This window comes from Flavobacterium bizetiae, assembly GCF_902804475.1.
Taxonomy (GTDB): Bacteria; Bacteroidota; Bacteroidia; order Flavobacteriales; family Flavobacteriaceae; genus Flavobacterium; species Flavobacterium bizetiae.
The window spans coordinates 1-26,956 of the sequence record NZ_CADCSU010000057.1 but is presented as its reverse complement, the minus strand read 5'-3'; the positions used below and the strand labels follow the sequence as shown (position 1 = coordinate 26,956).

Here is a 26,956-nt window from a genome sequence, read left to right as displayed (position 1 = left end):
CTGATTTTTTTTATTAAATAATATTGTGATTTTACAGCTTGCAAAAAAAGTATGAATTGTTATTTCTCGCAGATTTAGCAGATCAGGAAGATTTTATTTTTAAATATATTTATTGATGATCTGATAAATCTGCACAATCTGCGAGCGAAAATTTTGCCATTAATTGTTTGAATTAATTTCCAGCCCCATTGGGGCGATATATTTATAGAAATTAATTACCCCGTTTGGCAAAGCCCCATCGGGGTGACATATTTCTCCGTAAAATATATATCGCTCCACTGGAGCTTCAATATTAAAACGTATGAATTTTGGCTATAAATATACCGCTCCTCTGGAGCTGACATTTATTACAACTCACATCACAAAATTCTAAATGCCAACCACATTTAAAATTAAAAACGATTATCGCATTCCTAAGCAAAAAACAACCAAAAAACAAACCAAAATGATTGACAATAACAAGGAAGAATTTAAAAAAGAACTCGGACTTCTCGACGGAACTATGCTTGTAGTAGGTTCTATGATAGGTTCAGGGATATTTATTGTAAGTGCCGATATTGCCCGACAAGTAGGATCTACAGGCTGGCTTATTTTGATATGGCTTATTTCCGGAATCATTACTATGATTGCAGCAGTAAGTTACGGAGAATTAAGCGCCATGTTTCCTAATGCTGGCGGACAATACGTTTACCTTAAAGAAGCCTACAATAAACTAATTGCATTTTTATACGGCTGGAGCTTTTTTGCAGTTATTCAAACCGGTACCATTGCAGCGGTTGGCGTAGCGTTTTCTAAATTTACTGCCTATTTGATTCCCGCGGTTAGCGACGAAAATATCATTTACGAGGTTGGAAGTTTTAAACTCAATGTAGCACAAATAGTTTCTATTATCACCATTATTTTCCTGACTTACCTGAATACCCGAGGAGTTAAAAACAGTAAAATTTTGCAAACGATTCTAACCATCATCAAAATAGTATCGATTTTAGGATTGATTATTTTCGGATTTACATTAGCTGCAAAATCTTCGGTATGGAACGCTAACTGGACAGATGCCTGGACGCCACATTCTTTTAATACCGAGACAAGTTCATGGTTTCCAATAGGCAGAACAGCATTAATCTCGGGAATCTCTGCTGCAATGGTAGGAACTTTATTTTCAAGTGATTCCTGGATAGGCGTTACATTTATAGCTGGAGAAATAAAAAATCCGAAACGGAATGTGGGATTAAGCATGTTTCTGGGAACTTTAATTGTTACCATCATTTATGTACTGACCAATTTAATGTATGTAGCCGTTATTCCGCTTAGCGAAATTGCCGGCGCAAAATCGGATAGGGTAGCAGTGGTGGCTTCAGACTATATTTTTGGAGATATCGGAACGCTTATCATTGCCATCATGATCATGATTTCGACTTTTGCCTGCAATAATGGTTTGATAATGGCCGGAGCCAGAGTATATTATACAATGGCAACTGATGGTTTGTTCTTTAAAAAAGCAGCAGTATTAAATCATGCAAGCGTTCCTGCCTGGGCACTATGGGCACAATGTGTATGGGCTTCGGTATTATGTCTTACCGGAAAATACGGAGATTTATTAGACTTCGTAATTATCATTGTGTTGATTTTTTATATTCTGACCATCTTCGGGATCATCATTCTTCGCAAAAAAATGCCCGATGCAGCGCGTCCTTATAAAGCGATCGGTTATCCTTTTTTACCCTTGGTGTATATCATCATTGCTTCGGCAGTTTGTGTTTCATTATTATTCACCAAATTCTCTACTTGCGGTTGGGGTGTTTTAATTATGTTAATGGGAATTCCGATCTATTATTTAATAAAAGAAAAAACACCAAATTAATCTTTGATGACCTAAGTAGGTTTATCTAATTTTTTTGAATCGAATAATTATTGTAGAGACGCACAGCAGTGCGTCTAAAACCTTTTATATCGATAAACTTTACGCAGACGCGCTGCTGTGCGTCTCTACAATATATAATGGACAAATCCTTTGTTTGCATTTAATAACTGATTTCCTTCATATTATTGTTCTGATGGGTAATATAATATTAGTATTTGTTAATATTAACCCATATATCTCAAGAAATAATATATATTTTTATTAATATTTAAATTATGAGAACAACTGGTAAAAAAATAAGTGTGTTTTTAACACTTTCGTACTGTTTAATAGCTCAGGCTCAGGGAACTTTAAAAGAATATAAGAAAGCAAATGCTGTTGATTCTTTATTCAAAAATAAGGTGACTAATATGCCAAAAGAGTTTCATTGGGTTGGAAATGATTATGTGTGGTATAGCAATAATCTCTTAAAAGGAAAAGAATTTCTTTTGGTTGATACGAAACAACAAAAGCAGCAACAGGCTTTTGATGCTGCTAAACTAGGACAATCACTTTCGAAAATAACAGACAAAGAAGTGAATGCAAAAGATCTTCCGATAGAAAATTTAGAATTTGACAAAAGCTTGTCAACACTTGTTTTTACAACAGATTCACTTAAAATCTCCTGTAATTTAAAAACTTACAAATTAACAAAATTAGGTAGTTATAAAAAGCTGGTAAAAACAAACGATTATTGGGGAGGAAATTTCGATGAACTCGGAAATAAACCTGTAGGTTCTCCTGATTCTTTGCACACGGCATTTATAAAAAATTATAATTTATATATAAGAGATAAAAAAACAAAAATAGAAACGCAGTTAAGTTATGATGGCTCAAAAGGGTTTTATTATTCTTCTTATTTGCAATGGTCGCCAAATAGCAAAGAGATAATGGCTTATAAAGTAAGACCGGGCGAGGAACACAAAATTTATTTTGTAGAATCAAGTCCGAAAGATCAGTTTCAGCCAAAATTGCAAACCAGAGATTATTTAAAACCAGGCGATCAATTACCATTCAAAAGTCCGCAATTGTTTGTTGTGGCTTCGAAAAAACAAATTCCGATTGCCACCGATTTATTTCAGGAGCAATACGATCTTTTAGGTATTGAATGGAAAGACGACAGCAGTAGTTTTACTTTCGAATACAATCAAAGAGGACATCAGGTATATCGTGTTTTAGAAGTAAATGCTACAACCGGAAAAGTGAAAATTATCATAGAAGAAACAAGTCCGACTTTTGTAGAATACAGCGGAAAAAGATACCGTTTTGACAGTAAAAAAAGCAACGAAATTATTTGGGCTTCGGAACGTGACGGATGGAATCATTTGTATTTATATGATGCTCTTACAGGTAAAGTAAAAAATCAAATAACAAAAGGTAACTGGCCAGTTAGAGAAGTAATTAAAGTAGATGATGATAAGAAACAAATTTACTTTACAGCAAGCGGATTAGACAAAGATCAGGATCCTTATTTAGTGCACTTTTGCCGAATTGATTTTAATGGAAAAAACTTCACAAGATTAACCACAGAAAACGGCAATCACAAAGTGACTTTTTCGCCGGATTATCAATATTATGTCGATCAGTATTCGCGTGTAGATTTGGCTCCCATTACCATTTTAAAAAGTGTCGAAACTCAGAAAGCTATTGTAACAATGCAAAAAGCAGATATTACTGAATTGCAAAAAACAGGCTGGACAGCACCAGAAGTTTTTACAGCCAAAGGAAGAGACGGAAAAACGGATATTTGGGGAGTTATTGTGCGCCCAACCACTTTTGATCCTAATCGTAAATATCCCATAATCGAATACATTTATGCAGGACCACAGGATTCATTTGTGCCAAAGAACTTTCAGCCTTATTATTGGGCAATGTCATCGCTGGCAGAATTAGGTTTTATTGTGGTTCAGATTGACGGAATGGGAACTTCAAACCGTTCAAAAGCGTTTCATGATGTTTGCTGGAAGAACTTAAAAGACGGAGGTTTTCCGGATAGAAAACTCTGGATGAAAGCCGCTGCCGCCAAATATCCTTATATGAATATTGATAAAGTGGGAATTCACGGTACATCAGCCGGCGGACAAAATGCAGGAGCAGCCTTAGTATTTAATTCTGATTTTTATGATGTGGCCGTTGCATCCTGCGGTTGTCATGATAACAGAATGGATAAAATGTGGTGGAACGAACAATGGATGGGATATCCTGTAGGGCCGGAATATGAAGCGTGTTCGAATACCGCCAATGCTGCACAATTAAACGGTAATCTGATGTTGATTGTTGGAGAATTAGACGATAATGTTGATCCCGCATCAACCATGCAATTTGCAAACGCATTGATAAAAGCCAATAAAAATTTTGAATTAGTTACCGTTCCCGGAATGGGACATTCGGCCGGAGGCGATTTTGGAGAACGCAAACGCAGAGATTATTTTGTGCAGCATTTATTAGGAGTGACACCACCAGCGTGGAGTGAAGTTTATAAGTAAGAAACGTTTAAAAAGAATTAGATTATGAAAAAATATAGGCTATTTATTTGTGTACTGTTAAGTTTTTGGGGATCAGCTTCAACAACAATTATGGCACAAGGAGGCGATCAGATCTTAGACGGAATTGGCGAGACAGGATTGATTGCGCGCTATATATTTGATGGAAATTCAAAAGACTGGTCAAGAAATAATTTACACGGTAAAATTCAGGAATCACAAGCTAAATTTGTAAATGATGAACAATTTGGGAAAGTACTTTCTTTACCTGCAGATGCGAAAGCTTTTGTAACGCTTCCGGGTGAAGCTTTGATAGGCGAAGAATCTGTAAGTATATCAGGATGGATTTTCCTTAGATCGGCACAAAAAGGCCAAATATTTTTTGATTTTGGAAAAAATACCAATGCCCACTTTTCTGCTGAACCAATAGACGTAGAGGGAGGTTTTAAGGCAGAAATTAATAACGGTACAGGAGCAAAATACAAAACAAATTCACCAGCTCTGGAAACGGATAAATGGTATCATATAGCCATTGTAATCAATATTCCATCTAAATCGGTTAGCACTTATGTAAATGGATTGCACGTTGCCGAAACTAAAAATGTAGCATTAAATCTGGATCAGATATTCGATAATAAATCAGGGGATAAAAATGTGCTTTACATTGGTAAATCATTAAAAGCTGATAGTCCTGCTCTTAATGCTAAATTGCATGATTTCAGGATTTATCGCGTTCCATTAAACGAAAAACAAATTGCCAGAATTTATCATAATTCACTAAAAGACAATCAGGAAGAAGAAGCTCCGGAAGAACAGGCAACAGATCTTCCGTCGTTTCCTAAAAATAGTCCACAACTTTATAATCAGTATTTAACCAGCGTTTCAGATGTTGCTGTAGAAACCGGAGTAGGCTTTCTGCCAAGATTACCAAGTTATATAAAAGGAGTTTATAAAGATGGCGTTCAGGGACCAGATGTACGTGTTATTTGGCCTGCACCAACAGACAATAGTCAAGTATTAAAACCAGGAAAATATACTGTAACCGGAACTGTTTCAGGAACAGATTTAAAACCAAAAGCCATTGTAAACGTAGTAGCAGTAAAAGAAACTGCTACGCCGAAACGTAAATTAGAAACATTTCATCTAGATCAGGTTGCTTTAAATAATGATCAGGACGGAAATCAAACCAAATTTATCGAGAACCGCGATAAGTTCATCACAACACTTGCCACAACAGATCCGGATTCTTTTCTGTACATGTTCCGTAATGCTTTTGGGCAGGAACAGCCAAAAGGAGCAGAACCACTTGGTGTTTGGGATACACAGGAAACCAAATTACGCGGACATGCAACAGGACATTACCTGACTGCAATTGCTCAGGCTTACGCTAGTACGGGTTATGATAAAACGCTTCAGGCCAACTTTAAAGAGAAAATGGAGTATATGGTGAATACACTATATCAATTAGAACAGTTATCCGGAAAACCAAAAGAGGCTGGAGGTAAATTTGTGTCAGATCCTACAGCTGTACCTTTTGGTCCCGGAAAAACAAGTTACGATTCAGATTTGAGTCCGGAAGGTATTCGTACCGATTATGAAAATTGGGGAAAAGGATTTATTAGCGCTTATCCGCCAGATCAGTTTATTATGCTGGAAAACGGAGCAACTTACGGTGGACAAAAAACTCAAATTTGGGCGCCTTATTATACACTCCATAAAATTCTTGCCGGATTAATGGACGTTTATGAAGTAAGCGGAAACGAAAAAGCACTTGAAACTGCAAAAGGAATGGGGGACTGGGTGTATGCCCGTATGAAAAAGCTGCCAACAGAAACGCTTATCAGTATGTGGAACCGCTATATAGCAGGAGAATTTGGCGGAATGAACGAAGCCATGGCAAGATTGTACCGCATCACAAAAGATCCTCATTATCTTGAAGTAGCTCAATTATTTGATAATATTAAAGTATTCTATGGTGATGCAAAACATTCACACGGACTGGTAAAAAATGTAGATACTTTCCGCGGATTGCATGCCAATCAGCACATTCCGCAAATTATGGGAGCGCTCGAAATGTACCGCGATTCTAATACGCCGGAATATTACAATGTTGCCGATAATTTTTGGTACAAAACCGTAAACGATTATATGTATACTATTGGCGGTGTTGCCGGAGCAAGAAATCCTGCCAATGCAGAATGTTTTATAAGCCAGCCTGCGACTATTTACGAAAATGGTTTTTCGTCAGGTGGTCAAAATGAAACCTGTGCGACTTATAATATGCTGAAACTAACGGGAGATCTTTTCCTGTACGATCAGCGTGCGGAATATATGGATTACTACGAACGCGGACTTTACAATCATATTCTGGCATCTGTAGCACAAGATAGTCCTGCCAATACGTATCACGTACCATTGAGACCAGGTTCAGTAAAACAATTTGGGAATGCACACATGACGGGTTTTACTTGTTGTAACGGAACTGCAATTGAGAGCAATACAAAATTTCAGAATTCGATTTATTTTAAAAGTACAGACACTAATACCTTATATGTAAACCTTTATGTGCCATCTACTTTAGAATGGACAGAAAAAAAGGTAACGATAGTACAAACAACAGATTTTCCTAAAGAAGATTTTACAAAATTAACGATCAAAGGCAATGGTAAATTCGATGTAAAAGTTCGTGTACCACATTGGGCAACTAAAGGATTTTTTGTAGCGATAAACGGAAAACAGGAAAAGATAAAAGCCCAGCCAGGAACTTATCTTACCTTAAAACGTAATTGGAAAAATGGAGACATAATTGAGTTACGCATGCCGTTTGAGTTTCATTTAGAATCAGTAATGGATCAGCAAAACATCGCCAGTTTATTTTACGGGCCAATATTGCTTGCAGCGCAGGAACCGGAACCAAGAAAAGACTGGAGAAAAGTAACTTTAGACGTTAAAGATATCAGCAAATCAATACATGGAGATCCTAAGAAATTAGAGTTTACTATCGACGGAATTGTTTATAAACCATTTTACGAAAGCTATGGCCGTCATTCGGTTTATCTGGATGTTACGCTGAAATAAAAAGTTCGCCACGAATTCCACGAATTAACACGAATTATTTTTTTATATCTATCTCAAATTCTTAAAAGAATTTTCAAAAAAATCCATAAAAATTGGTGCTAATTCGTGGAATTCGTGGCAAAAAAACAGTAGTAATTCTGGCATTAAAATCATCAAATCAATACTATGAAAAAATATTTTCTAACCCTTTTTTTATTTTTAGCAATGGCAGCTCAATCATTTGCAAACGATCTCATAGATGTTATAAATACTTTTCAGGCTGATAAAACAGCCTTGCAGAATTTTTATTCTAATAATGAATCAGAAGAATATTATATCCGATTTTCAAAATTTTACGATGATTGGTCAAAAACAATCCAAGCCATTGATTTTAAGAATTTATCAAAAGACGGAAAAGTAGATTATATATTGCTTAAGAACATTATAAACAAGGAAAATTATTTTTTACAAATTGAATATAAATCCTATAAAGAAGTAGCTTCAGTATTGGATTTTTCAGATGATATTAATCTTTTTATTAAAGAAAGACGAAGAGGAAAAAGACCCGTTTCAAGTCAGTTAGCAAAAGCATTTGATCTTGCCGGACTTAGTATCGATAAGAAAACAGAGGCATTAAAAAACAAACCTTTTAAAGATTGGTTTGCGGCAGACAAAGCAGCAAAAACAGTCGTTTCTTTTGAGAAATCACTAAAAGAAGCTTATGAGTTTTATTATAGCTATGATCCTGATTTTACATGGTGGATGCAAAAACCGTATAAAAACCTATCGGATAAACTTAAAATTTATGAGGATTTTCTAAGAGCAAATTATTCTAAAACAAGCGTAAAAGACGACGGAAGCGGGATTATAGGAAAACCAATTGGCAGAGAGGCAATCATAAAAAGTTTATCATACGAATATATTCCGTATTCGCCCGAAGAACTTATAGCTACAGCACAAAATCAATTCGAATGGTGTAAGAAAGAAATGATCAAAGCTGCGACAGAATTGGGTTACGGAAACGATTGGAAAAAAGCGCTGGAACACGTTAAAGACACTTATGTTCCGGCAGGTGAACAACCACAGGCGATTACTGATTTATACAATCAATCGGTTAAGTTTATCGAAGACAGAGATTTAATCACCTTGCCGGATTTGACAAAAGAAACCTGGCAAATGATTATGATGACACCGGAACGCCAGAAAATAAATCCGTTTTTTACAGGAGGATGGGAAATCAGTATTTCGTATCCAACCGAAGATATGGATCAGAAAGACAAGCTAATGAGCATGCGTGGCAACAATCCAAACTTTTCGTTTGCAACTGTACAGCACGAATTATTGCCCGGACATAATTTGCAGTTTTTCATGAACAGCCGTTACAAATCATATCGTCAGCCTTTTGATACTCCGTTTTGGATGGAAGGCTGGGCTTTGTATTGGGAAATCAACCTTTGGAACAAACAATTTCCGCAAACACCCGAACAAAAACTGGGAATGTTATTTTGGAGAATACACCGTTGCGCCCGAATCATTTTTTCATTAAAATACCATTTAGGAGAAATGACCCCACAACAATGTATCGACTTATTAGTAAATGAAGTAGGACACGAAAGAGCAAATGCCGAAGCAGAAGTCCGACGTTCTTTTGCCAGCGGAGATGCGCCATTGTATCAGGTCGCTTACATGACGGGAGGTTTACAGTTTTATGCTTTACGAAACGAATTACTGGCGAAAGGATGGACAGAAAAACAATTTCACGACCGCGTTTTAAAAGAAAATATAATGCCGGTAGAAATGCTAAGAATTCTATTAGAAGATTTGCCTGTGGATGAAAATTATAAAACAAACTGGAAATTCTCGACAGATTTTAAATAACTAAAAAAGAAAAAATCGGTAGTTAAAATTATAAAAGATAAAGGCTGAAAAGTCGGTTTAGAGAGATTAAAATAATAATAAGAAATATGAAAAAAATAACATTATTAGCTGTAATGATTTGTTGCTCGTTAGTTTCAAATAATCTACAAGCACAGGAGTATTGGGATAAAATCAAAGCCGAAAAATCGACATTGGAAATCGATAAGGGATATCTTAATCTGAGTACCAAATCGTTTCAAATTAAATTATTAAAATCTTCTCAAACCGTAGCCGCTTTATCTCCGGTAACAGATAAAACCTTTGATTTTACTCCGGGCGACCGACTTTCGATTCGCGATAAAGACGGACTTTACCATCTTGGAGACATCAATTTTAGAATAAAAGAGGCAAACGGAGCCTGGAAAAATTATTCAAGTGCGGCAAAACGTGCATCAGTAAAAGAATTACCAGTTTCAGGAACTACATTGGCGGCAGCAGATCTTTCGAATGCTTTTCCGGCAGGAACTCCGTTTACCGTAAAACGTTATTACGAAAATAAAAATGGAGAATTAGTGATGCGTTTCGAAATCACGAATAATTCATCAGCAGCAGTAGAAATTGGCGCCTTAGGAATTCCAATGGTTTTTAATAATATTCTCGAAGGAAAATCGCTTGACGATACACATGCGCAAAATGTGTTTTTTGATCCTTATATAGGAAAAGACGCCGGTTATCTTGAAGTAAAAAGATTAAGTGGTCACGGTCCCGCGTTGTTATTACTTCCTGAAGAAAATATGCCATTCGAAGCCTATCGTCCGTTATTGGATGATGCTACGCCAAGAAGTATCGTATTTGAAGGATTTCATGAATGGATGCCATTGAGTAAAGCTTACGCCGAGAATGAATGGAAGTCAGCAGAACAATGGAATACGGCAACATCATTAACATTGGCGCCGGGAGCTTCGAAAAACTTTTCTTTAAAATTTGTTTTGGTGGATGAAATTAAGGATATCCAGAAAACATTAATAGAAAAAGAACGTCCTGTAGCAATTGGAATTCCGGGTTATGTTTTGCCACAAGATGTAGACGGACAACTTTTTTTACAATATAAAAAAGCAGTAAAATCGTTTAAAATTGAACCGGAAGGCGCTTTGACCATTGAGGCAAAAAGAAAAAATGAGAAAGGATATTTTCAATACAAAGTAAACGGAAAAAAATGGGGAAGAGCCAGATTAACCGTTACGTATGAAGATGGTTTGCAGCAAACTATCAATTATAAAGTAATTAAATCTGAAAAAGATGTTGTGGCCGATTTTGGTCATTTTTCTACAACAGCACAATGGTTTAATGAGAAAAACGATCCTTTTCACAGAAACCCTTCTGTAATCTCGTACGATTATGAAACTAAAAAACAAGTAAGTCAGGACAGCCGTGTATGGATTGCAGGTTTAAGCGATGAAGGAGGAGCAGGCGGCTGGCTGGGTGCTATTATGAAACAACTGATCGAACCCAACAAAGAAGAAATAGACAAATTACAGCAGTTTGTTGATAAAACATTGTGGGGCGGAATTCAATACAATACGGCCGATACGCTTAAATATGGCGTTAAAAAAAGTGTTTTTTATTACGAACCTACTTTAATGCCGGAAGGAACTTACAGCAAAGATATTAATTATAAAACATGGGCAGCATGGGACAAAAAAGGATCTGATGATCCGGGAAGATCGTATAATTATCCGCACGTTGCTGCAGCACACTGGACGATGTATCGCTTGGCAAGATACCACAAAGGTTTGGTAACGAATCATACCTGGGATTGGTATTTGAAAAATGCATACGAAACAAGTATTGCCATGACAACGCTTGCGCCTTATTACGCTCAGTTTGGGCAAATGGAGGGAACCGTTTTTCTATTGATTTTAAAGGATCTAAAAACCGAAGGATATACCGAAATGGCTAATAACCTGGAAGCTAAAATGAAAGCCAGAGCAGATCATTGGAGAACGCTTAATTATCCTTTTGGAAGTGAAATGCCTTGGGATTCTACAGGTCAGGAAGAAGTATACATGTGGTCAGATTATTTTGGATACAACGACAAAGCAAAGATCACGCTGGATGCCATTTTAGCCTATATGCCAACTATGCCTAACTGGGCGTACAACGGAAACGCACGTAGATACTGGGACTTTTTATACGGAGGAAAATTGTCAAGAGTAGAACGTCAGATTCATCATTATGGTTCGGCTCTTAATGCGATTCCGGTTTTAGAACAGTTTAGAAAAACACCGGATGATTTTCATTTGCTAAAAGTAGGATACGGAGGATTGTTAGGAGGAATTTCTAATATTACCGAGGATGGTTTTGGGCCTTCAGCATTTCACTCTTATCCTGAAACGCTTAGAATCGATTATTTGTCTGGAGATTATGGTTCAGGATTTTTTGGTTACGCCGTAAATACAGCCACTTTTATCACTAATGAAAAAGACTTGGGATGGTTGGCTTTTGGAGGAAATTTAAAAGAAAAAGGAGACGAAGTTGAAGTAGCAATTACAACTGCAGCTAAATCTAAAGTATTCATCGGCGCTAAAAAAATATGGTTAACATTAGATGCAGGAACGTTTCAAAAAGTAAGTTATAATACCAAAACCGAAGCCATTACAATTACTTTAGATCCAAAAACTGCTTATACGCCAGATGCTTATTTAAGAATCGATCAGGACGTAAAATTACCTTATGAAAAAGTAAGAGGCGCTTATAAAATTGCTTTAAAAACAAAAGCGATTCAAATTAAATTATAATGATGTAATGAAGCAAAAATCAAAAAAACACCTTTTCAAAAAGTTATTATTTACTGTATTTGGAATACTTGTAAGTCTAAATTCCAGTGCTCAAAAATTTGATAAATTTTTTCCCAAAAAAGACCTGACCACAGTAGGAGTATATTATTATCCTGAACATTGGGATCATAGTCAATGGGATCGGGACTTGAAAAAAATTGCCGAAATGGGTTTTGAATTCACCCATTTTGGCGAATTTGCCTGGGCACAATTAGAACCGCAAGAAGGTGTTTATGATTTTAAATGGCTGGATAAAGCCGTTGAAATTGCTGTAAAATATAAGTTGAAAATTATTATGTGTACTTCGACAGCTACACCTCCTGTATGGCTCGTTCGCCAGCATCCGGATATTCTGGCTACTTATGAAGATGGTACCAAAACAGATCATGGTTCGAGACAACATGCATCATTTTCAAGTAATTATTATCGAAGCTATTCGCTAAAAATGATTGAACAATTGGCCAAAAGATATGGCAATAATAAAAACGTCATTGGTTGGCAGGTTGATAATGAACCTTCCCGTTTTCTGGATTATGGAGCAGATGCACAACAGCGCTATCGCAATTGGCTGAAACAAAAATATACCACTATTGAAGCCTTAAATCAGGCTTGGGGAAACAATTTCTGGAGCGGGACTTATTCTGATTTCAGTCAAATTAATATTCCGTTACACAAAGAATGGGGAATGAACCTGCATTCTCAGCTAGATCATTATCGATTTGCTGATGAAGAAACGGCAACTTTTCTGGACAGTCAGGCAGTTACCATACGCAAATTAGTAAGCAAAGACCAATGGATTACGTCTAATTACCGATCGAACTACGATGAGAGTTTTGTTGGAATGAGCAAAGAACTCGATTTTGATTGTTATACCCGATATTTAGTATACGGAGGAAGTTTGGGTATCGGACCAAAAGGATATCGTTTAGGCGATTATGCGAGTATAGGAATGTCTAATGATTTTTTTCGTCCTCTAAAAGGCATGTATGGTTGTATGGAATTACAGCCGGGACAAGTGAACTGGGGAAGTATCAACCCTCAGCCTTTGCCGGGAAGTATCCGTATGTGGTTGTGGCATGTTTTTGCCGGCGGAAGTAAATTTACCTGTACTTATCGTTTTCGCGCGCCATTGTACGGTTATGAGCAATTTCATTACGGAATTGTCGGCACCGACGGAGTTACGCCAACTGTTGGAGGAACAGAATTTGGCCAGTTTATAAAAGAAATCGATACGCTGCGAAAAAAATATGATGCTAAGGCAACATTGCCGGATTACTATTTAAAACGTAAAACCGGAATTTTATTCAATGCTGATAATGTTATGGGAATTGAGCTCAACAAGCAAACAAAAGAGTGGAATACATTAGGGCATTTCTCAAAATATTATAAAGCAACAAAATCTTTTGGTGCGCCGGTTGACTTTGTACGCGATACAACTAATTTCTCTAATTATCCCTTTTTGATAGTACCGGCTTATCAAATGATTGATCAAAAAATGATTGACAAGCTAACATTGTACGCCAAAAATGGAGGGAATCTAATATTGAGTTGTCGATCCGGAATTCAAAATCGTCAAGGACATCTTTGGGAAGCAAAATTTTACGAACCCATGTGGAATTTAATAGGTTCTCAAATAGAATCGTATGATTTGTTAATGCCACAATCTCCTGGTATAATTAAATTTAATAATCAGGAATTTGCCTGGACAAGTTGGGGCGATTTATTGAAACCAAATAAAGAAACAGAAGTTTGGGCGACCTACGAAGGAGATTTTTATTCAGGAACTCCCGCCATTATTTCACGTAGTTTAGGAAAAGGAACCGTAACCTATATTGGCGTAGATTCTAAAAACGGCGATCTTGAAAAACAAGTATTAAGAAAGTTGTACCAAAAACAAAATGCTCCCATAGAAAATTATCCCGAAGGCATTATGGTCGATTACCGCGATGGTTTTGGTATTGCAGTCAATTATTCAGATAAAATATACAACATCAATTTACCGGAAAAGGCAAAAGTTATTATTGGCAAGAAAGCAATAAAAACTGCTGATGTACTGGTTTGGAAATATTAATAGAATTCATTGAAGGTAATGTAATAAAAGGTGTCAAGCTGAGCGTCCCGAGAGTTCGGGAGAAGCCCAGTTGCTATAAAAGTATTCGACTCCGCTACCATTGACGTTTTTAGAAACTAAAATAAAAAATCCGCATAAATCCGCGTCTTTGCAAAGCAAATCCGTGTCATCTGCGTGCCATTTTAATATTGCTAAAAAAACAGTCCTGATTTCTAAAAGTATTAAAATATGTTATTCAAATTAATTTACAATATACAATGCTGAAAAAGAAACTATTTTACAGTCTTATTGCACTTGTTTTTACAGGAAATCTTTTTGCCCAAAAAGACATCGCTGTAAACGCACCCGGAGCTCAAAATCCTATTTTGCCGGGCTGGTTTGCTGATCCTACTATTAAAAAGTTTGGCGATACGTATTATATCTATGCCACGACCGATAACGAAATGTTAGCATCCGGAGCGCCAACAGTCTGGTATAGTAAAGACTTTAAAAACTGGTACAATTATATCATGGAAATTCCGTCTTTTTCGGCAAAATCGATTACGAATTTTTGGGCTCCCGATATTGTAGTAGGAGACGATGGTAAATATTATTTGTATTTTGGAAACTGCGAAATGGGCTGTAATATTTACGGTTATGTTTCAGATACTCCCGTTGGTCCATGGAAAAAATTGAGCGAACAGGATGTTCCGGTAATTTCAAACGGATATCCAAGAGAAGGTTATCCATCTCTCGATGCACAGTTTTTTACTGATACCGATGGTAAAGTTTACGGTTATTGGGGAACTTGGGTACACTACAATGGCGGATATGCCGTAGGCGAATTAAATAAAAAAACAATGGGCGAAATGGTTCATTCAGCCAATATTCCGTTAGCGCAAACTCCAGAACCATTTGAAGCCGCTTATATGATGAAAAAAGGTTCTAAATACATCTTAATGTATTCCGGAGCTTCTTGCCATGATGAGACTTACAACGTTCGTTATTCGTATTCTGATTCTCCTTACGGACCTTTTACGCCCGGAAAAAACAATCCAATTTTGAGTACCAATGAAGATCAAAGCGTACATGGTCCTGGGCATCATTCTGTTCTAAAAGAAAATGACGATTATTACATTGTGTATCATAAACACGATTATCCTATGACCCGAGGCGGACTTGCCAGACAGGTTTGTATCGATAAAATGATTTTCGAAAATGATTCGACCATTCAAAAAGTAGTACCAACAAGTAAAGGTATAAGTGATCTTATAAAATCGGCTGTACCTGAAGATATTGCTTTTGGTAAAACAACAACAGCATCGTCTTATTATCACTTAAAATCGACGCAATATGATTACGAATACAAACCTTTGTACGCGATCGATGATAATAATGCGACAATGTGGAAAGCGGCTGATAATAACACTCCACAATATTTAATTGTTGATTTAGGTGCCGAAAAAAAGATCAGAAGAATCATGACGCAATTTGAGTTTGCGAGTTATTATTACCAATATAAATTAGAATATTCTGTAAACGGAAAAAACTGGTTGTCGTATGCCGATAAATCTAAAAATCGTACTGCAGGAAGCCCAATGATTGATGATAATGATGTCAATGCCCGTTATATAAAACTAACTGTTTTAGCGACCGAAAAAACAGGATTGTACGCAGCAGTCTGGAATATTAAAGTGTACAGTTCATTATTCGATCTTCCGTTACCCTTAAAAAATAAAGCATCAAATACACCTCCTGCGATAAAAAGTACTAAGCAATTATTAGTTGATCTTGATGCGTCTAAATTAGCCAACAATTCGGCTATAAATACCATTTCGAATAAAGGTTCGATTGGCGGAACTTTCACTAAAAGCGGCGATATAACTTTAGAAAAATCAGAAGGAATTAAAGCTTTTCATTTTAAAAATGGCGCATTCACATTAGACAAAGCAGTTCCGAAATCTTTAGCCTGGAATGGTTCTTATACTGTTACCACCTGGGTTAAAAATCCTGACGTTGCCAAAGAAGGAGAAATTCTGGCATCATGGTGCGACCGAAACGAATTTAATTTAGCCAATTCCTATAATGCTTTAGCGTACAATAGCGGAAGTTATGGCGCAGTAGTGCATTTAGACGGCCATTTTGATATGAAATTTAATAAAGTTCCCGAAGCTAATAAATGGCATCATATCGTTTTAACTTTTGATGGCGTAGTAGAGAAAGTATATGTAGATGGCGTTGTCGATAATTCGCAAACGATGCTGTTATCCTCTGCAATTGCTAAAGCCAAAATTATTATTGGAGCATCAGATATTGGAGAAAATTTCTCTGGTTTTATGGCTTCTTTGCGTTTGTATGATTATGCGCTTAGTCAGGAAGATTTACTTTTAGTAATGAAACAAACAAAACCTAAAACAGAGTAACCAATATTGATTAATTTAGCCTTTCATTATAAAAATACACAGAAAATGACAATAGGTATAGGCGGTTCGACTGCTGCAATCGAACTTGAAAAAATAGAAAACAGAACTCACGATGTGCAACCAATTCAGTTAGAGGAATATCTTGAGCGTATAAAGAAAGCAACCGGTTTAATGAAAGAGCTTTCTGTTCAGGCCATTTACCTTAACGCGGGAACCAATTTGTATTATTTTACAGGAACCAAATGGAATGCGTCTGAAAGAATGGTCGGAGCATTATTGTTTGATGATGGATCTTTAGAATATATAGTCCCAAAATTTGAAGAAGGTACTTTTAAAAAATACATGAAAGTTCAGGCCAATATTAATTGTTGGGAAGAACATGAATCGCCTTATATTTTATTTGGTAAAATATTGAATGACAGAAGCTCTGAGTATGGAAGAATTGCCATTGATGAATCTTCGCCTTATTTTTTAGTAGATGGAGTTGCTAAAGCCAATACTTCATACGCTTATATAAATGCGCAACAAATTACAGCAGCTTGCAGAATGCAAAAATCGAAGAATGAAATTGCCATTATTCAAAAAGCAAAAGACATTACTATGGAGGTTCAGCGTGCTGCAGCCAAAATATTAAGACCAGGAATTACAGCTGACGAAGTGGTTGATTTTATTAATAAAGCACATATAAAAGCCGGAATAGCTACAGGCTCTTATTTCTGTATTGTTTTGTTTGCCGATGATACACAATATCCTCATGGCGTTTCGGTTCCTCAGCCTTTAAAAGAAAATGATGCCGTTATTATCGATACAGGCTGTAAACTTGAAGGTTATCTTTCTGATATTACGCGATCGTATGCATACGGAACGCCTTCTGAAGAATATACAAAAATTTGGAATTTAGAGCAAAAAGTTCAATTTGCTGCTTTTGAAGCTGCTAAAATTGAATCTTCCTGCGGATCTGTAGATGATGCGGCCAGAAAAACTTTGGCGGAAGCCGGACTTAGTCCGGATTATGATTTACCGGGATTGCCTCACAGAGTGGGCCACGGAACCGGATTAGACATTCATGAATTCCCTTATTTAGTCCGCGGAAGCGAAATAAAACTAAAAGAAGGAATGGTAGTGAGCAATGAACCCATGATATGCATTCCGGGGAAATTCGGAATCAGACACGAAGATCATTTTTACATGACCGAAAATGGTGCAAAATGGTTTACTACGCCTATGCAAAGTGTTGAGAATCCTTTTGGGTATTAATCATTGATCTGTTTGTCTTTTCGAGGAACGAGAAATCTTCACAAGCAACTCTGTAAAGCAAAGGATTTTAGATTAGTTTGTCATCTCGACGAAGGAGACCCGAGCGATAGTGAACAGGCGAAGCAGATTACACTAGAAATTCCGTAAAAAGAGTCGCCAATCTTTGTCGAGTTTCTAGTGTGATCCTTCGTTCCTCAGGATGACAAAAATGGGGAATAGTTTTTATGAAAACAATTGCCCTAGCCCCGATAGCAGTGGAAATCCTTTTGTGGCGGTGTTCGCCACAAAAGATTGGAACGGATAGCGGGATTAGCTCCTAAAAAAACACTATATCATTAGCAATCGAAATGACAAAATTGTGTTGAATGTTTGTGTTAAGATCTTAATATTTAATTATAAATACTGCAATTCGTTACAGTATTAAATTTATAAAAAATAAAAAAATGAAGCGATTTTTACTTTTACTGACTATTATATATTTGCCTGTTCAGGCGCAGGAAAGTTCGATAATTAAGATCGAGACTGAGGCTTCGGCTTTAGTTTTAAAAGTTGGTAAAAACAAAAAATTGTATCAGACGTATTTGGGAACAAAACTGAATAATAGTGCCGAATACGAAGCCGTTTCAAAAGAAAATACCGAGAATTTTGTGGTGAATGACGGAAATCCGTTAATCGATTTGCGCCATGCAGCGTATCCTACTTTTGGAACTGATAATTTATTCGAACCTGCTATCAGAATCACCCATAACGACGGAAATCCTTCATTAGAATTAGAATATCAAAGTCATACTGTTCAAAAAACAGATGATAATACTGCTGAGATTATTATCAAATTAAAAGATCCTGAATATCCGGTTTTTGTCAACCTTCATTACAAAACATTCTATAAAGAAAATGTAATCGAATCGTGGACAGAAATTTTGCACAATGAGAAAAAACCGGTGATGCTGTACAATTACGCGTCATCAGCATTACATCTTGATGCTGATCAATATTGGCTGACTCAGTTTTACAGCGATGTGGTCGAAGAAGTGAGAATGGAGGAAAGTCAGTTGACAAGAGGCATTAAAGTGATCGATTCGAAACTGGGTGTTCGTACGAATATGTTTGCTTCGCCAAGTTTTTTTCTTTCTTTAAATTCAAAATCAGGCGAGAATACAGGCGAAGTGATCGCTGGTACAATTGCATGGTCAGGAAACTTTAAATATACATTTGATATTGATAATAACAACGAACTGAGAATTATTTCAGGTATCAATGAATTTGCATCAGAATACAATCTCGAACCTGGAAAAACTTTTAAAACGCCTGTATTTATTTATACGTTTTCGAATCACGGAAAAGGTCAGGCAAGTAGAAATTTGCATGCCTGGGCGCGAAAATACGGTCTTAAAGATGGCGAAAAACCACGCCTGACTTTATTAAACAACTGGGAAACGACTTTTTTTGATTTTGATGAAAATAAACTGGCCAATATGTTTACAGATGCCAAAACATTGGGCGTAGATATGTTTTTGCTGGATGATGGCTGGTTTGGCAACAAATATCCAAGAAGCGGTTCTACATCAGGTTTAGGAGACTGGCAGGCTACAAAGTCAAAATTGCCAAACGGAATTGGTTTTTTGATGGAACAAGCCCAAAAGACAAACGTAAAATTTGGTATCTGGATCGAACCGGAAATGATCAACGAAAAGACGGAACTATACGAAAAACATCCTGATTGGGTATTGAGTTTGCCTAACAGAGAAAAGAGCATTTATCGTACGCAATTGGTTCTTGATTTATGCAATCCGCAGGTTCAGGATTTTGTTTTTAAAGTGGTAGACGATATTATGCAAACGAAATCAGGAGTTGCTTTTTTTAAATGGGATTGCAACCGTATGATGACAAGCGCTTATTCGACTTACTTAAAAAATCAGCAATCGCATTTGTTTATAGAATATACAAAAGGTTTGTATAAAGTGCTTGACCGCATCAAAACCAAATATCCTAATTTGCCTATGATGCTTTGTGCCGGTGGCGGAGGAAGAGTCGATTACGGAATGCTGAATTATTTTACTGAGTTTTGGGCAAGTGACAACACAGATCCTTTTGATCGTGTTTTTATACAATGGGGATATTCTAATTTTTATCCGGCATTGGCGACTTGTAATCACGTAACGTCTATGGGGAATCAGTCGATTAAATTTAAAACCGATGTTGCCATGATGGGTAAATTAGGCTTTGATATTCACGTAGGTGGTTTAAAACCAAACGAATTGCAATTTTGCCAGCAGGCAGTTTCTAATTACAAAAGTTTAAGTCCGGTAATCTGGCAAGGCGATTTGTACCGATTGATTTCGCCTTATGAAGAAAGCAGAGCGGTATTAATGTATGTTAGTCAGGACAAAAGTAAGTCGGTAGTTTTTTCTTATACTTTGCATCCGCTAACAGATCCTAATTATAGTCTGGTTAGATTAGAAGGTCTTGATCCTTTAAAAAAATACAAAGTAGAAGAAATTAACATTATGCCGGAAGCCAAAAATACTTTTGAGGCATCAGGGAATGTTTTTTCAGGAGATTTCCTGATGAAAGTAGGAGTAAAAGTTTCTTCTGTAAAACAGGAAAGTAGTGTAGTGCTAGAGATTACAGCTGTTGATTAGTTGTGGAAATTGTAATTATGTAACTTATTGTAAAACAGAAAAGTGTATTTAATAAAATAGGTAAAATAGTATTAAATGTAGATAATATTGTCTTATAAAGACATTAGTGTTGTTTTTACATTTACAAAAGAATGCTATTTCTTAACCTATTAATTAAATAAACTATGAAAAAACTTTTACTACTTGTTGTCGTTTTTCTATCCAGTTATTTTGCAATTGCACAGAAAACGCTTTTTACTCCCACAGAATGGAGTGACCCCAATAATGAATTTTATAATAAGGTATCTAACACCAGAAAGTACGAGTCTACGAACTTTGTATTGTATTGGGGAGATAAAGTGGGAACGAATCCTGCAGCCTATGCCGATGCTGCTTTACGATTTACGCCAAAATCGGTAGCAGATACGCTCGAAACTAGCTTTAAACGCTACATAACCGATTTGCATTTTGTAAATAATGCTCCAACAACCAATTTCGGGAAATACAAGATCATTATTATGATGATGAATACCTGGAATTCTACAGATCCTAGATTAGAAGCTTTTGCGCAAGCGAGTTCATTTAGTAATACTATTGGCGCTATGTTCGTGCATCCAGAAGCTACAAGAGATGGTGGCGCTTTATCGCATGAGTTCGCCCACACATTGCAAATGATGATGAGTATTCAGGAAAATCCCGGTGCGGGGCGAGCATTTGCCGGATACGATTGGGCGAGTCCGTTTTATGAAGGACATGCTAATTTTATGCGCGCTCAGGCGTATCCGCAATGGGCAGAAATTGACGGAACTTTGACCCGCTGGATACAAACCAAACATTTTATGTGGTCGTCTAACCGACATCATTACACCAATTTTCATTTAATGTATTATGTTCAGGAAAAAGAAGGATTTGATTTTACCAGAAGAATGTGGGCTGAATCGATGAATGAAGAACATCCGCTTGAAACTATTAAGAGACTGAAAGGTTTTACACAAGATCAGCTTGATGATTATCTTTGGGGATATGCACAACGACAAGCGGCATTTGATTATCCGATTCAATGGAACTCTCAGATAAATACAACCAGTAATTTCGGGAAAACCATCAGAAACGTTTACAATGCGATAAAAACAAATATGCCGCGTTATACCAGCAGGCAATATACTTTGCTGACAAAAGTTACAGGAACAACAGATCAGTATTATACCAATAATGATTGGGCTCCGCAAGATTACGGAATGAATTTAATTCCGTTATACCCAACCTGCACCGGAACTCAAAAGAAAGTTACGATTAAATTTAAAGGACATTCAGAAGTTAATTCAACTCAGGCAGGATGGCGTTATGGTTTTGTAACCACCAAAACGGATGGTACAATATCACGTTACAGCCCAATGTATAAAACCGATGGAGAGGCTTCGTTTACTCTTAATACATCAACAGAAGCGAATATTTATCTGGTTGTTTTTGCAGCACCAAAAGTGCACGTTAATTACAATATGGATGTGGGTTATCCAAAACAAAGAAGATATCCTTATGAACTAAAAATTGCCAATGCGACTCCTGAAGGATTTCAGCCGGCAGCTGATTTTAGAAGTTTTCTTAAAACAAACGGACATTTGCATACAAATGGCGGAGGCTGGGTATCCAACAATGCAACTGTAGCTTCGACGGTATACGTAGGTCCGTACGCGATTGTAAGAGGCGGAACTATCTCAGGAAATGCGCGTATAGACGACTATGCTATGGTAGATGGCGGAACTATAAACGGCAATGCAATTGTAAGAGGAAATGCTTGCGTGTACAACGCAACTTTATCGAACAGCGCGATTGTAGAAGGTAATGCCTGGATGGAAGGCGGATCTGTAAAGAATACGGCCAATATAAAAGGAAATGCAATGTTGTTCGCGGGAGACTTTGGAAGCTCAGTTGTAGTAGGCGGCGATGCAGAAATTGGCAGCTGCTCTACGCCAGGTGTTTATTTGCAGTTTCCGTATTGGAGAAACGGAAGAGACAATTGCGATGGTAAAGGTGCCAGTGATACATCAAATATCGATATCAATGCAACATTTACTAATTTTACGGCTGCTCAAATGGCTTTTAGCACAACACCCAATTGTACAGTAACTACACTTAGCGCCAATAAAGTAGCAGCTGATCCGGAAACAGATTTAAATGTTTTCCCAAACCCGACAAAAGGAAACCTCAACATTTCTTTTTTACAAACAGAACAGCAAAAAGTAACGATTGTATTGTTTGATATTAACGGACAAAAAATAGCTACAATTACAGATAAAGTATACGAGGCGGGCAAAATAGATATTGCCTACAACTGCAGCTATTTACTTAAAGGTGTTTACTTGCTTAACATTCAAAGAGGAAGTGAAATTATCAGTAAATCATTTTTGAAAGAGTAATTTGGGCTTTACATTCAATACAAATTATTGTTTTTTATAAACAGAAACGCTATAAAGTTACTTTATAGCGTTTTGTTTTATTAGAATATTAAAAGCCAGGACAAAAAAACAAAAGATTTGCCATCTTTAAAAAAACACCATCTTAATGCGCACGAAAGATTATTCTTAGCCTTATATTTAAATCTATAATTAGAAAACGAAGTAATTCTGTACTAAAATATTTAGTTCTGGTTAAAAAAGAGTGTGAAAAAAAATCTATTTTTGTTAATTAAAATTCCACACAAAAACATTTTATCAGGAGAATGAAAAAAATCACGCACCATTACGGAGTAGAATTAGATTGGGTTGAACCATTTGCTTTAGGATTTGAAGGCACGGTTGAAGGCAATTTTATTGTGGTACCAGATCATATTCATACGGGTGACCGATATGTTTTAAATCTGGGAAATGGTATTTCGGTTCTTTATGTTGATGTTGTGTACAATTCTGAAATTCATTTAAGGCAGGAAAACAAAACTGATGATTTTGTTGGACTGTATTATAACCTTACAGAAGGAGAAGCTGTAGTTTTATCTGATGATGTTTCGAATCCTATTGGAAGATGGAATTACAACCTGGCAATTCTCGACAGCACTTTACACTCTGATTATATTGTTAAGGAAGGAAGCAAAACTTTTGCTGTTTGCATTTTTATAAAAAAGGATTTAATAAAAGAATATTTTCAGGACAATCCGTCGCTAAAAGAACATGCTGACGACATTCTAAATCCGGAATTAAATACGATTGTAAAGTTTACCAGAATGAGCAATGATAGTTATAATCTTTTAACGAATTTGCGCAATCACGAAGTAGGAGGAACAGTGTTCGATCTTTATTTAAGAGGAACGGTTCAGAATCTCTTAGCAGAATATATAGAAAAAATGACCTTTGAGGAGATTGTAATTGATAAAATTAATGAACACGATTTAACCTATATTATAAAATCTCAATCTTATTTAGTAGAAAATCTCAATCAATTATTTCCAAGTATCGAATTTCTGGCTCAGCAAGCAAACATGTCAGATTCTAAATATAAAAAACTGTTTAAAAAGATTACCGGAATGACACCCAACTCTTTCTTTTTAAATAATAAACTTGTAGAAGCAAAACGACTTTTGCAGGAACGACAACTAAATATTGCAGAGGTTTCGGATCGTTTAAACTTCACGAACAGTTCTTACTTTGCTGCAAAATTCAGAGAATTTTTCGGAATGTCGCCTAAGGATTTTGTTAAACAACTAGAATAATGTTAGAGGTTCGTCACATATATTCTTTGACTCCCGAATGGCTGTACGATAATGTAACACAGCTAGGAGAAGGCGCAGAAGTAATTGACGGAAAACTAACCGTAATGCCGGAACTGGCCGATGGCGGATTTTTCTTTACACAAGTTTCACCAGGACTTTCGGTGGTACTTTTAGATTTAACTTTTAAGAAACCCATTCGCATAAGAAGATTAGCCTCAAACAACGATTTGTATATCATACATTATGATTTTAGCGATGAAATAAATCTTATTCATGTTGACGGCGTAAAACACAAAATAGGCTACAAGGCCAATTTGGGACTTGGAGTAGTAGATAATGCAGTTGAAAATATTTTTGAACCCGTTATAGGAGAGCGCGTATTTGCAATGCGTTTGCTTGTTAGCAAAGATTTATTAAGTGTATCGATTGCAAATAGAAATGCAAAAGATATTAGTAAACGTAAAATTAAGAGTGACAAAAAAACGTTGTTTTTTTACGATCATATCGATAGCAAAAGCAAGCTGATCATGCACGCTATAAAAAGCAAATCTTTCTTAGATCCCGCATTCGAAATTTATTTGCAAGGCGTGAGTTTAAGATTGCTGGCAAAGTTTATCAACAGATATTCGAATCTTGCCCAAATGCTGCATCATATTCCTGAAAAAGAAGTAACATCTTTAGATCTTACAAAAGAGTATATGCTAAACAATTTACTCGACGGATTTCCCGGAGTCGATATGTTGGCAGAATTGGCAGGAATGTCGGTTACAAAATATAAATCTTTGTTTAGAAAGATGTTTATCACAACTCCAAATCATTTTTTTATCCGACAAAAAATGATTTTAGCCAACGAACTTCTTAAAAGCGAAAATTTTCTTGATATATCAGAGATTGCACGCAAATTAAACTACACTAAAGTAAGCAAGTTCTCATTAGCCTACTCCCAACAATTTGGAAGAAAACCTGCGGATGATTTTTTAAAGTCAGAATTTTAGAATAAATATTCTATTTTTTATCTGCAAATTCTGAAATCAATTCAAAGTTATTCCATTACTATTTCTGTCACTAGTATTTATTAGCGAGTACAAATTCAAAATGTCTTAATCTGGTGTTTATATGACGTATTTGGACTAAATTTTTATGTCTATTTGCAACGTAATTATTTAGAAAAACTAAGGTTGAAATATCTTTTTGAGAATCATCTACAATGATGTTTTAGAACTTTTTATCGAAATTATTGTGCTCTCGTAATTTTGGTAAAATTTAAAATGAATACTTGTTATTTCCATCAATAGCAAATCATTTTCTATTCGTAATCCCTCATTTTTTCTTTCTAATTAACTCGTAAAAGCAAGGCATTGTCATGCTTTCTCATAATTTAAGATTTAAAAATAGATTCCATTTATAATGGGACATAAGATTCTTGAAATATTTTCAAAAATCTTAATTAAACATTTAGAATGATGATTGAAATTACTCACACTTATTCTTTATCCTCAAAGTGGCTAAAGGAACTCGCAGAACAATTTAATGTAGAATTAATTGATGAAAAATTATTAGTTGTTCCAAATGAATTGGCTGATGGAGGATTTTTTTTCACCACCATAACACCCGGACTTTCGGTAGTACTTTTAGACGTAACCTTTAATCAAAGTATACATTTGAGAAGACTTAAATCAGATAATGATTTGTTTATAATACATTATGATTTTAGCGACGAAATGAATTTGATCTACATTGAAGGCATTGAGCACAAAATAGGTTATAAGGCCAATCTTGGGTTAGGCGTTTTTGATAATGCAATAGAAAATGTGTTTCAACCCGTTATTGGTGAGCGTGTTTTTGCCATGCGATTGATCGTAAGCAAAGAATTATTAAGTACATCTATAGCCAAATCTGATATAGAAAATCCCGCTAAAAGAAAGATAAAAAGCGATAAGAATACACTTTTTTTCTATGATCATATCGATAGTAAAAGCAAACTGATTATGTATGCTATAAAAAACAAATCATTCTTAGATCCGGCATTCGAAATTTATTTAAAAGGAGTGAGTTTAAGATTATTGGCCAAATTTATTGACAGATATTCGAATCTTGCTCCAATGTTGCATCATATATCTGATAAAGAGTCCGAAGCTTTAAATCTGGCTAAAGATTATATGATGAACAATTTATTCAGCGTATTTCCGGGCGTTTTGTTCTTGGCTGAAATATCAGGAATGTCGGTAACAAAATTCAAATTTTTATTTAAAAAGAGGTTTGTAAGTACACCAAAGAATTTCTTTTTAAGAGAAAAAATGATTTTGGCGAATGAACTCCTTAAGAGTGAGAATTTTATGAAATTGTCTGATGTTGCCCGGGAATTAAGTTATTCAAAACCTAGCCTGTTTTCGGGAGTATATTTTCAGCAATTTGGCAGAAAACCTTCGGAAGATTTTGTTAGTTCAAATTATTAATGTTAGAAAACATTGTAAGCCCAATTTAATGCCTTATTCTGTTATTATTTGGGCTTCAATAGAAAAAAAATGCACGTTACTTTGGTAAATAATTAACCTTAAAGCCGCATACAATTATGAATTAAAAAGAGTCACTATTATTGTTCTTGAGATTTTTGGAGAAATCAACAAAACCTAATGGCTAAATCAAATTTAGTGATTAGGTTTTTTCTATTTAAAAAACACAATTTTAAACTATTGACCAATAAGAAAAGAGGATTCAATAATGTCTTAATGTGATGTTTATTGGGCGTAACTTATCTATAGCTATAC

At 35.9% G+C, this 26,956-nt stretch carries 13 protein-coding genes; all 13 read left to right on the top strand.

Translation table 11 applies throughout. The features are described from left to right. The first annotated feature begins 445 nt into the window (after window positions 1–445). Complete coding sequence (locus tag FLACOL7796_RS05620) at window positions 446–1,861, top strand: APC family permease (protein WP_173969850.1); 1,416 nt, start codon at window positions 446–448, stop codon at window positions 1,859–1,861. Window positions 1,862–2,136: 275 nt separating this feature from the next. Then, window positions 2,137–4,386, top strand: a complete 2,250-nt coding sequence (locus FLACOL7796_RS05615; protein WP_173969849.1) for a S9 family peptidase — start codon at window positions 2,137–2,139, stop codon at window positions 4,384–4,386. A gap of 24 nt (window positions 4,387–4,410) precedes the next feature. Then, complete coding sequence (locus tag FLACOL7796_RS05610) at window positions 4,411–7,461, top strand: beta-L-arabinofuranosidase domain-containing protein (RefSeq protein ID WP_173969848.1); 3,051 nt, start codon at window positions 4,411–4,413, stop codon at window positions 7,459–7,461. Between the two features lie 165 nt (window positions 7,462–7,626). After that, a complete protein-coding gene (locus tag FLACOL7796_RS05605; protein WP_173969847.1) occupies window positions 7,627–9,318 on the top strand; it encodes a DUF885 family protein in 1,692 nt (563 codons plus the stop codon). Window positions 9,319–9,404: 86 nt separating this feature from the next. Next, entirely contained in the window at window positions 9,405–12,095 is a 2,691-nt protein-coding gene (locus FLACOL7796_RS05600; protein ID WP_173969846.1) for a DUF5695 domain-containing protein, read from the top strand. A 7-nt stretch (window positions 12,096–12,102) separates the two neighbouring features. Beyond that, window positions 12,103–14,205, top strand: a complete 2,103-nt coding sequence (locus FLACOL7796_RS05595) for a beta-galactosidase (protein WP_173969845.1) — start codon at window positions 12,103–12,105, stop codon at window positions 14,203–14,205. A gap of 257 nt (window positions 14,206–14,462) precedes the next feature. Then, on the top strand, window positions 14,463–16,607 hold the full coding sequence (locus tag FLACOL7796_RS05590) for a family 43 glycosylhydrolase (RefSeq protein WP_173969844.1): 2,145 nt from the start codon (window positions 14,463–14,465) through the stop codon (window positions 16,605–16,607). A gap of 45 nt (window positions 16,608–16,652) precedes the next feature. Then, window positions 16,653–17,864 carry a M24 family metallopeptidase gene (locus FLACOL7796_RS05585; RefSeq protein ID WP_173969843.1) on the top strand — a complete coding sequence of 404 codons (1,212 nt, stop codon included), beginning with the start codon at window positions 16,653–16,655 and terminating at the stop codon, window positions 17,862–17,864. Window positions 17,865–18,307: 443 nt separating this feature from the next. Beyond that, window positions 18,308–20,506 (top strand): alpha-galactosidase, encoded by a 2,199-nt coding sequence (locus tag FLACOL7796_RS05580; RefSeq protein WP_173969842.1) that lies wholly within the window; start codon window positions 18,308–18,310, stop codon window positions 20,504–20,506. A 164-nt stretch (window positions 20,507–20,670) separates the two neighbouring features. Further along, window positions 20,671–22,902 (top strand): DUF6055 domain-containing protein, encoded by a 2,232-nt coding sequence (locus tag FLACOL7796_RS05575; protein WP_173969841.1) that lies wholly within the window; start codon window positions 20,671–20,673, stop codon window positions 22,900–22,902. Window positions 22,903–23,204: 302 nt separating this feature from the next. Further along, on the top strand, window positions 23,205–24,188 hold the full coding sequence (locus tag FLACOL7796_RS05570; protein WP_173969840.1) for a helix-turn-helix transcriptional regulator: 984 nt from the start codon (window positions 23,205–23,207) through the stop codon (window positions 24,186–24,188). After that, the gene (locus FLACOL7796_RS05565; RefSeq protein WP_173969839.1) at window positions 24,188–25,183 is read left to right on the top strand and encodes a helix-turn-helix domain-containing protein; all 996 of its coding nucleotides are present in this window, start codon (window positions 24,188–24,190) and stop codon (window positions 25,181–25,183) included. Before FLACOL7796_RS05570 ends, FLACOL7796_RS05565 begins: the two co-directional genes overlap by 1 nt. 468 nt (window positions 25,184–25,651) lie before the next feature. Further along, window positions 25,652–26,644, top strand: coding sequence for a helix-turn-helix domain-containing protein (locus tag FLACOL7796_RS05560; RefSeq protein WP_173969838.1), 993 nt, complete (start codon window positions 25,652–25,654; stop codon window positions 26,642–26,644). Window positions 26,645–26,956 lie beyond the last annotated feature (312 nt).

Excerpts from the sequence above, each read along its gene's own strand:
- FLACOL7796_RS05620 (WP_173969850.1), top strand. The coding sequence starts at position 446 with ATGATTGACAATAACAAGGAAGAATTTAAAAAAGAACTCGGACTTCTC.
- FLACOL7796_RS05615 (WP_173969849.1), top strand. The coding sequence starts at position 2,137 with ATGAGAACAACTGGTAAAAAAATAAGTGTGTTTTTAACACTTTCGTAC.
- FLACOL7796_RS05610 (WP_173969848.1), top strand. The coding sequence starts at position 4,411 with ATGAAAAAATATAGGCTATTTATTTGTGTACTGTTAAGTTTTTGGGGA.
- FLACOL7796_RS05605 (WP_173969847.1), top strand. The coding sequence starts at position 7,627 with ATGAAAAAATATTTTCTAACCCTTTTTTTATTTTTAGCAATGGCAGCT.
- FLACOL7796_RS05600 (WP_173969846.1), top strand. The coding sequence starts at position 9,405 with ATGAAAAAAATAACATTATTAGCTGTAATGATTTGTTGCTCGTTAGTT.
- FLACOL7796_RS05595 (WP_173969845.1), top strand. The coding sequence starts at position 12,103 with ATGAAGCAAAAATCAAAAAAACACCTTTTCAAAAAGTTATTATTTACT.
- FLACOL7796_RS05590 (WP_173969844.1), top strand. The coding sequence starts at position 14,463 with ATGCTGAAAAAGAAACTATTTTACAGTCTTATTGCACTTGTTTTTACA.
- FLACOL7796_RS05585 (WP_173969843.1), top strand. The coding sequence starts at position 16,653 with ATGACAATAGGTATAGGCGGTTCGACTGCTGCAATCGAACTTGAAAAA.
- FLACOL7796_RS05580 (WP_173969842.1), top strand. The coding sequence starts at position 18,308 with ATGAAGCGATTTTTACTTTTACTGACTATTATATATTTGCCTGTTCAG.
- FLACOL7796_RS05575 (WP_173969841.1), top strand. The coding sequence starts at position 20,671 with ATGAAAAAACTTTTACTACTTGTTGTCGTTTTTCTATCCAGTTATTTT.
- FLACOL7796_RS05570 (WP_173969840.1), top strand. The coding sequence starts at position 23,205 with ATGAAAAAAATCACGCACCATTACGGAGTAGAATTAGATTGGGTTGAA.
- FLACOL7796_RS05565 (WP_173969839.1), top strand. The coding sequence starts at position 24,188 with ATGTTAGAGGTTCGTCACATATATTCTTTGACTCCCGAATGGCTGTAC.
- FLACOL7796_RS05560 (WP_173969838.1), top strand. The coding sequence starts at position 25,652 with ATGATTGAAATTACTCACACTTATTCTTTATCCTCAAAGTGGCTAAAG.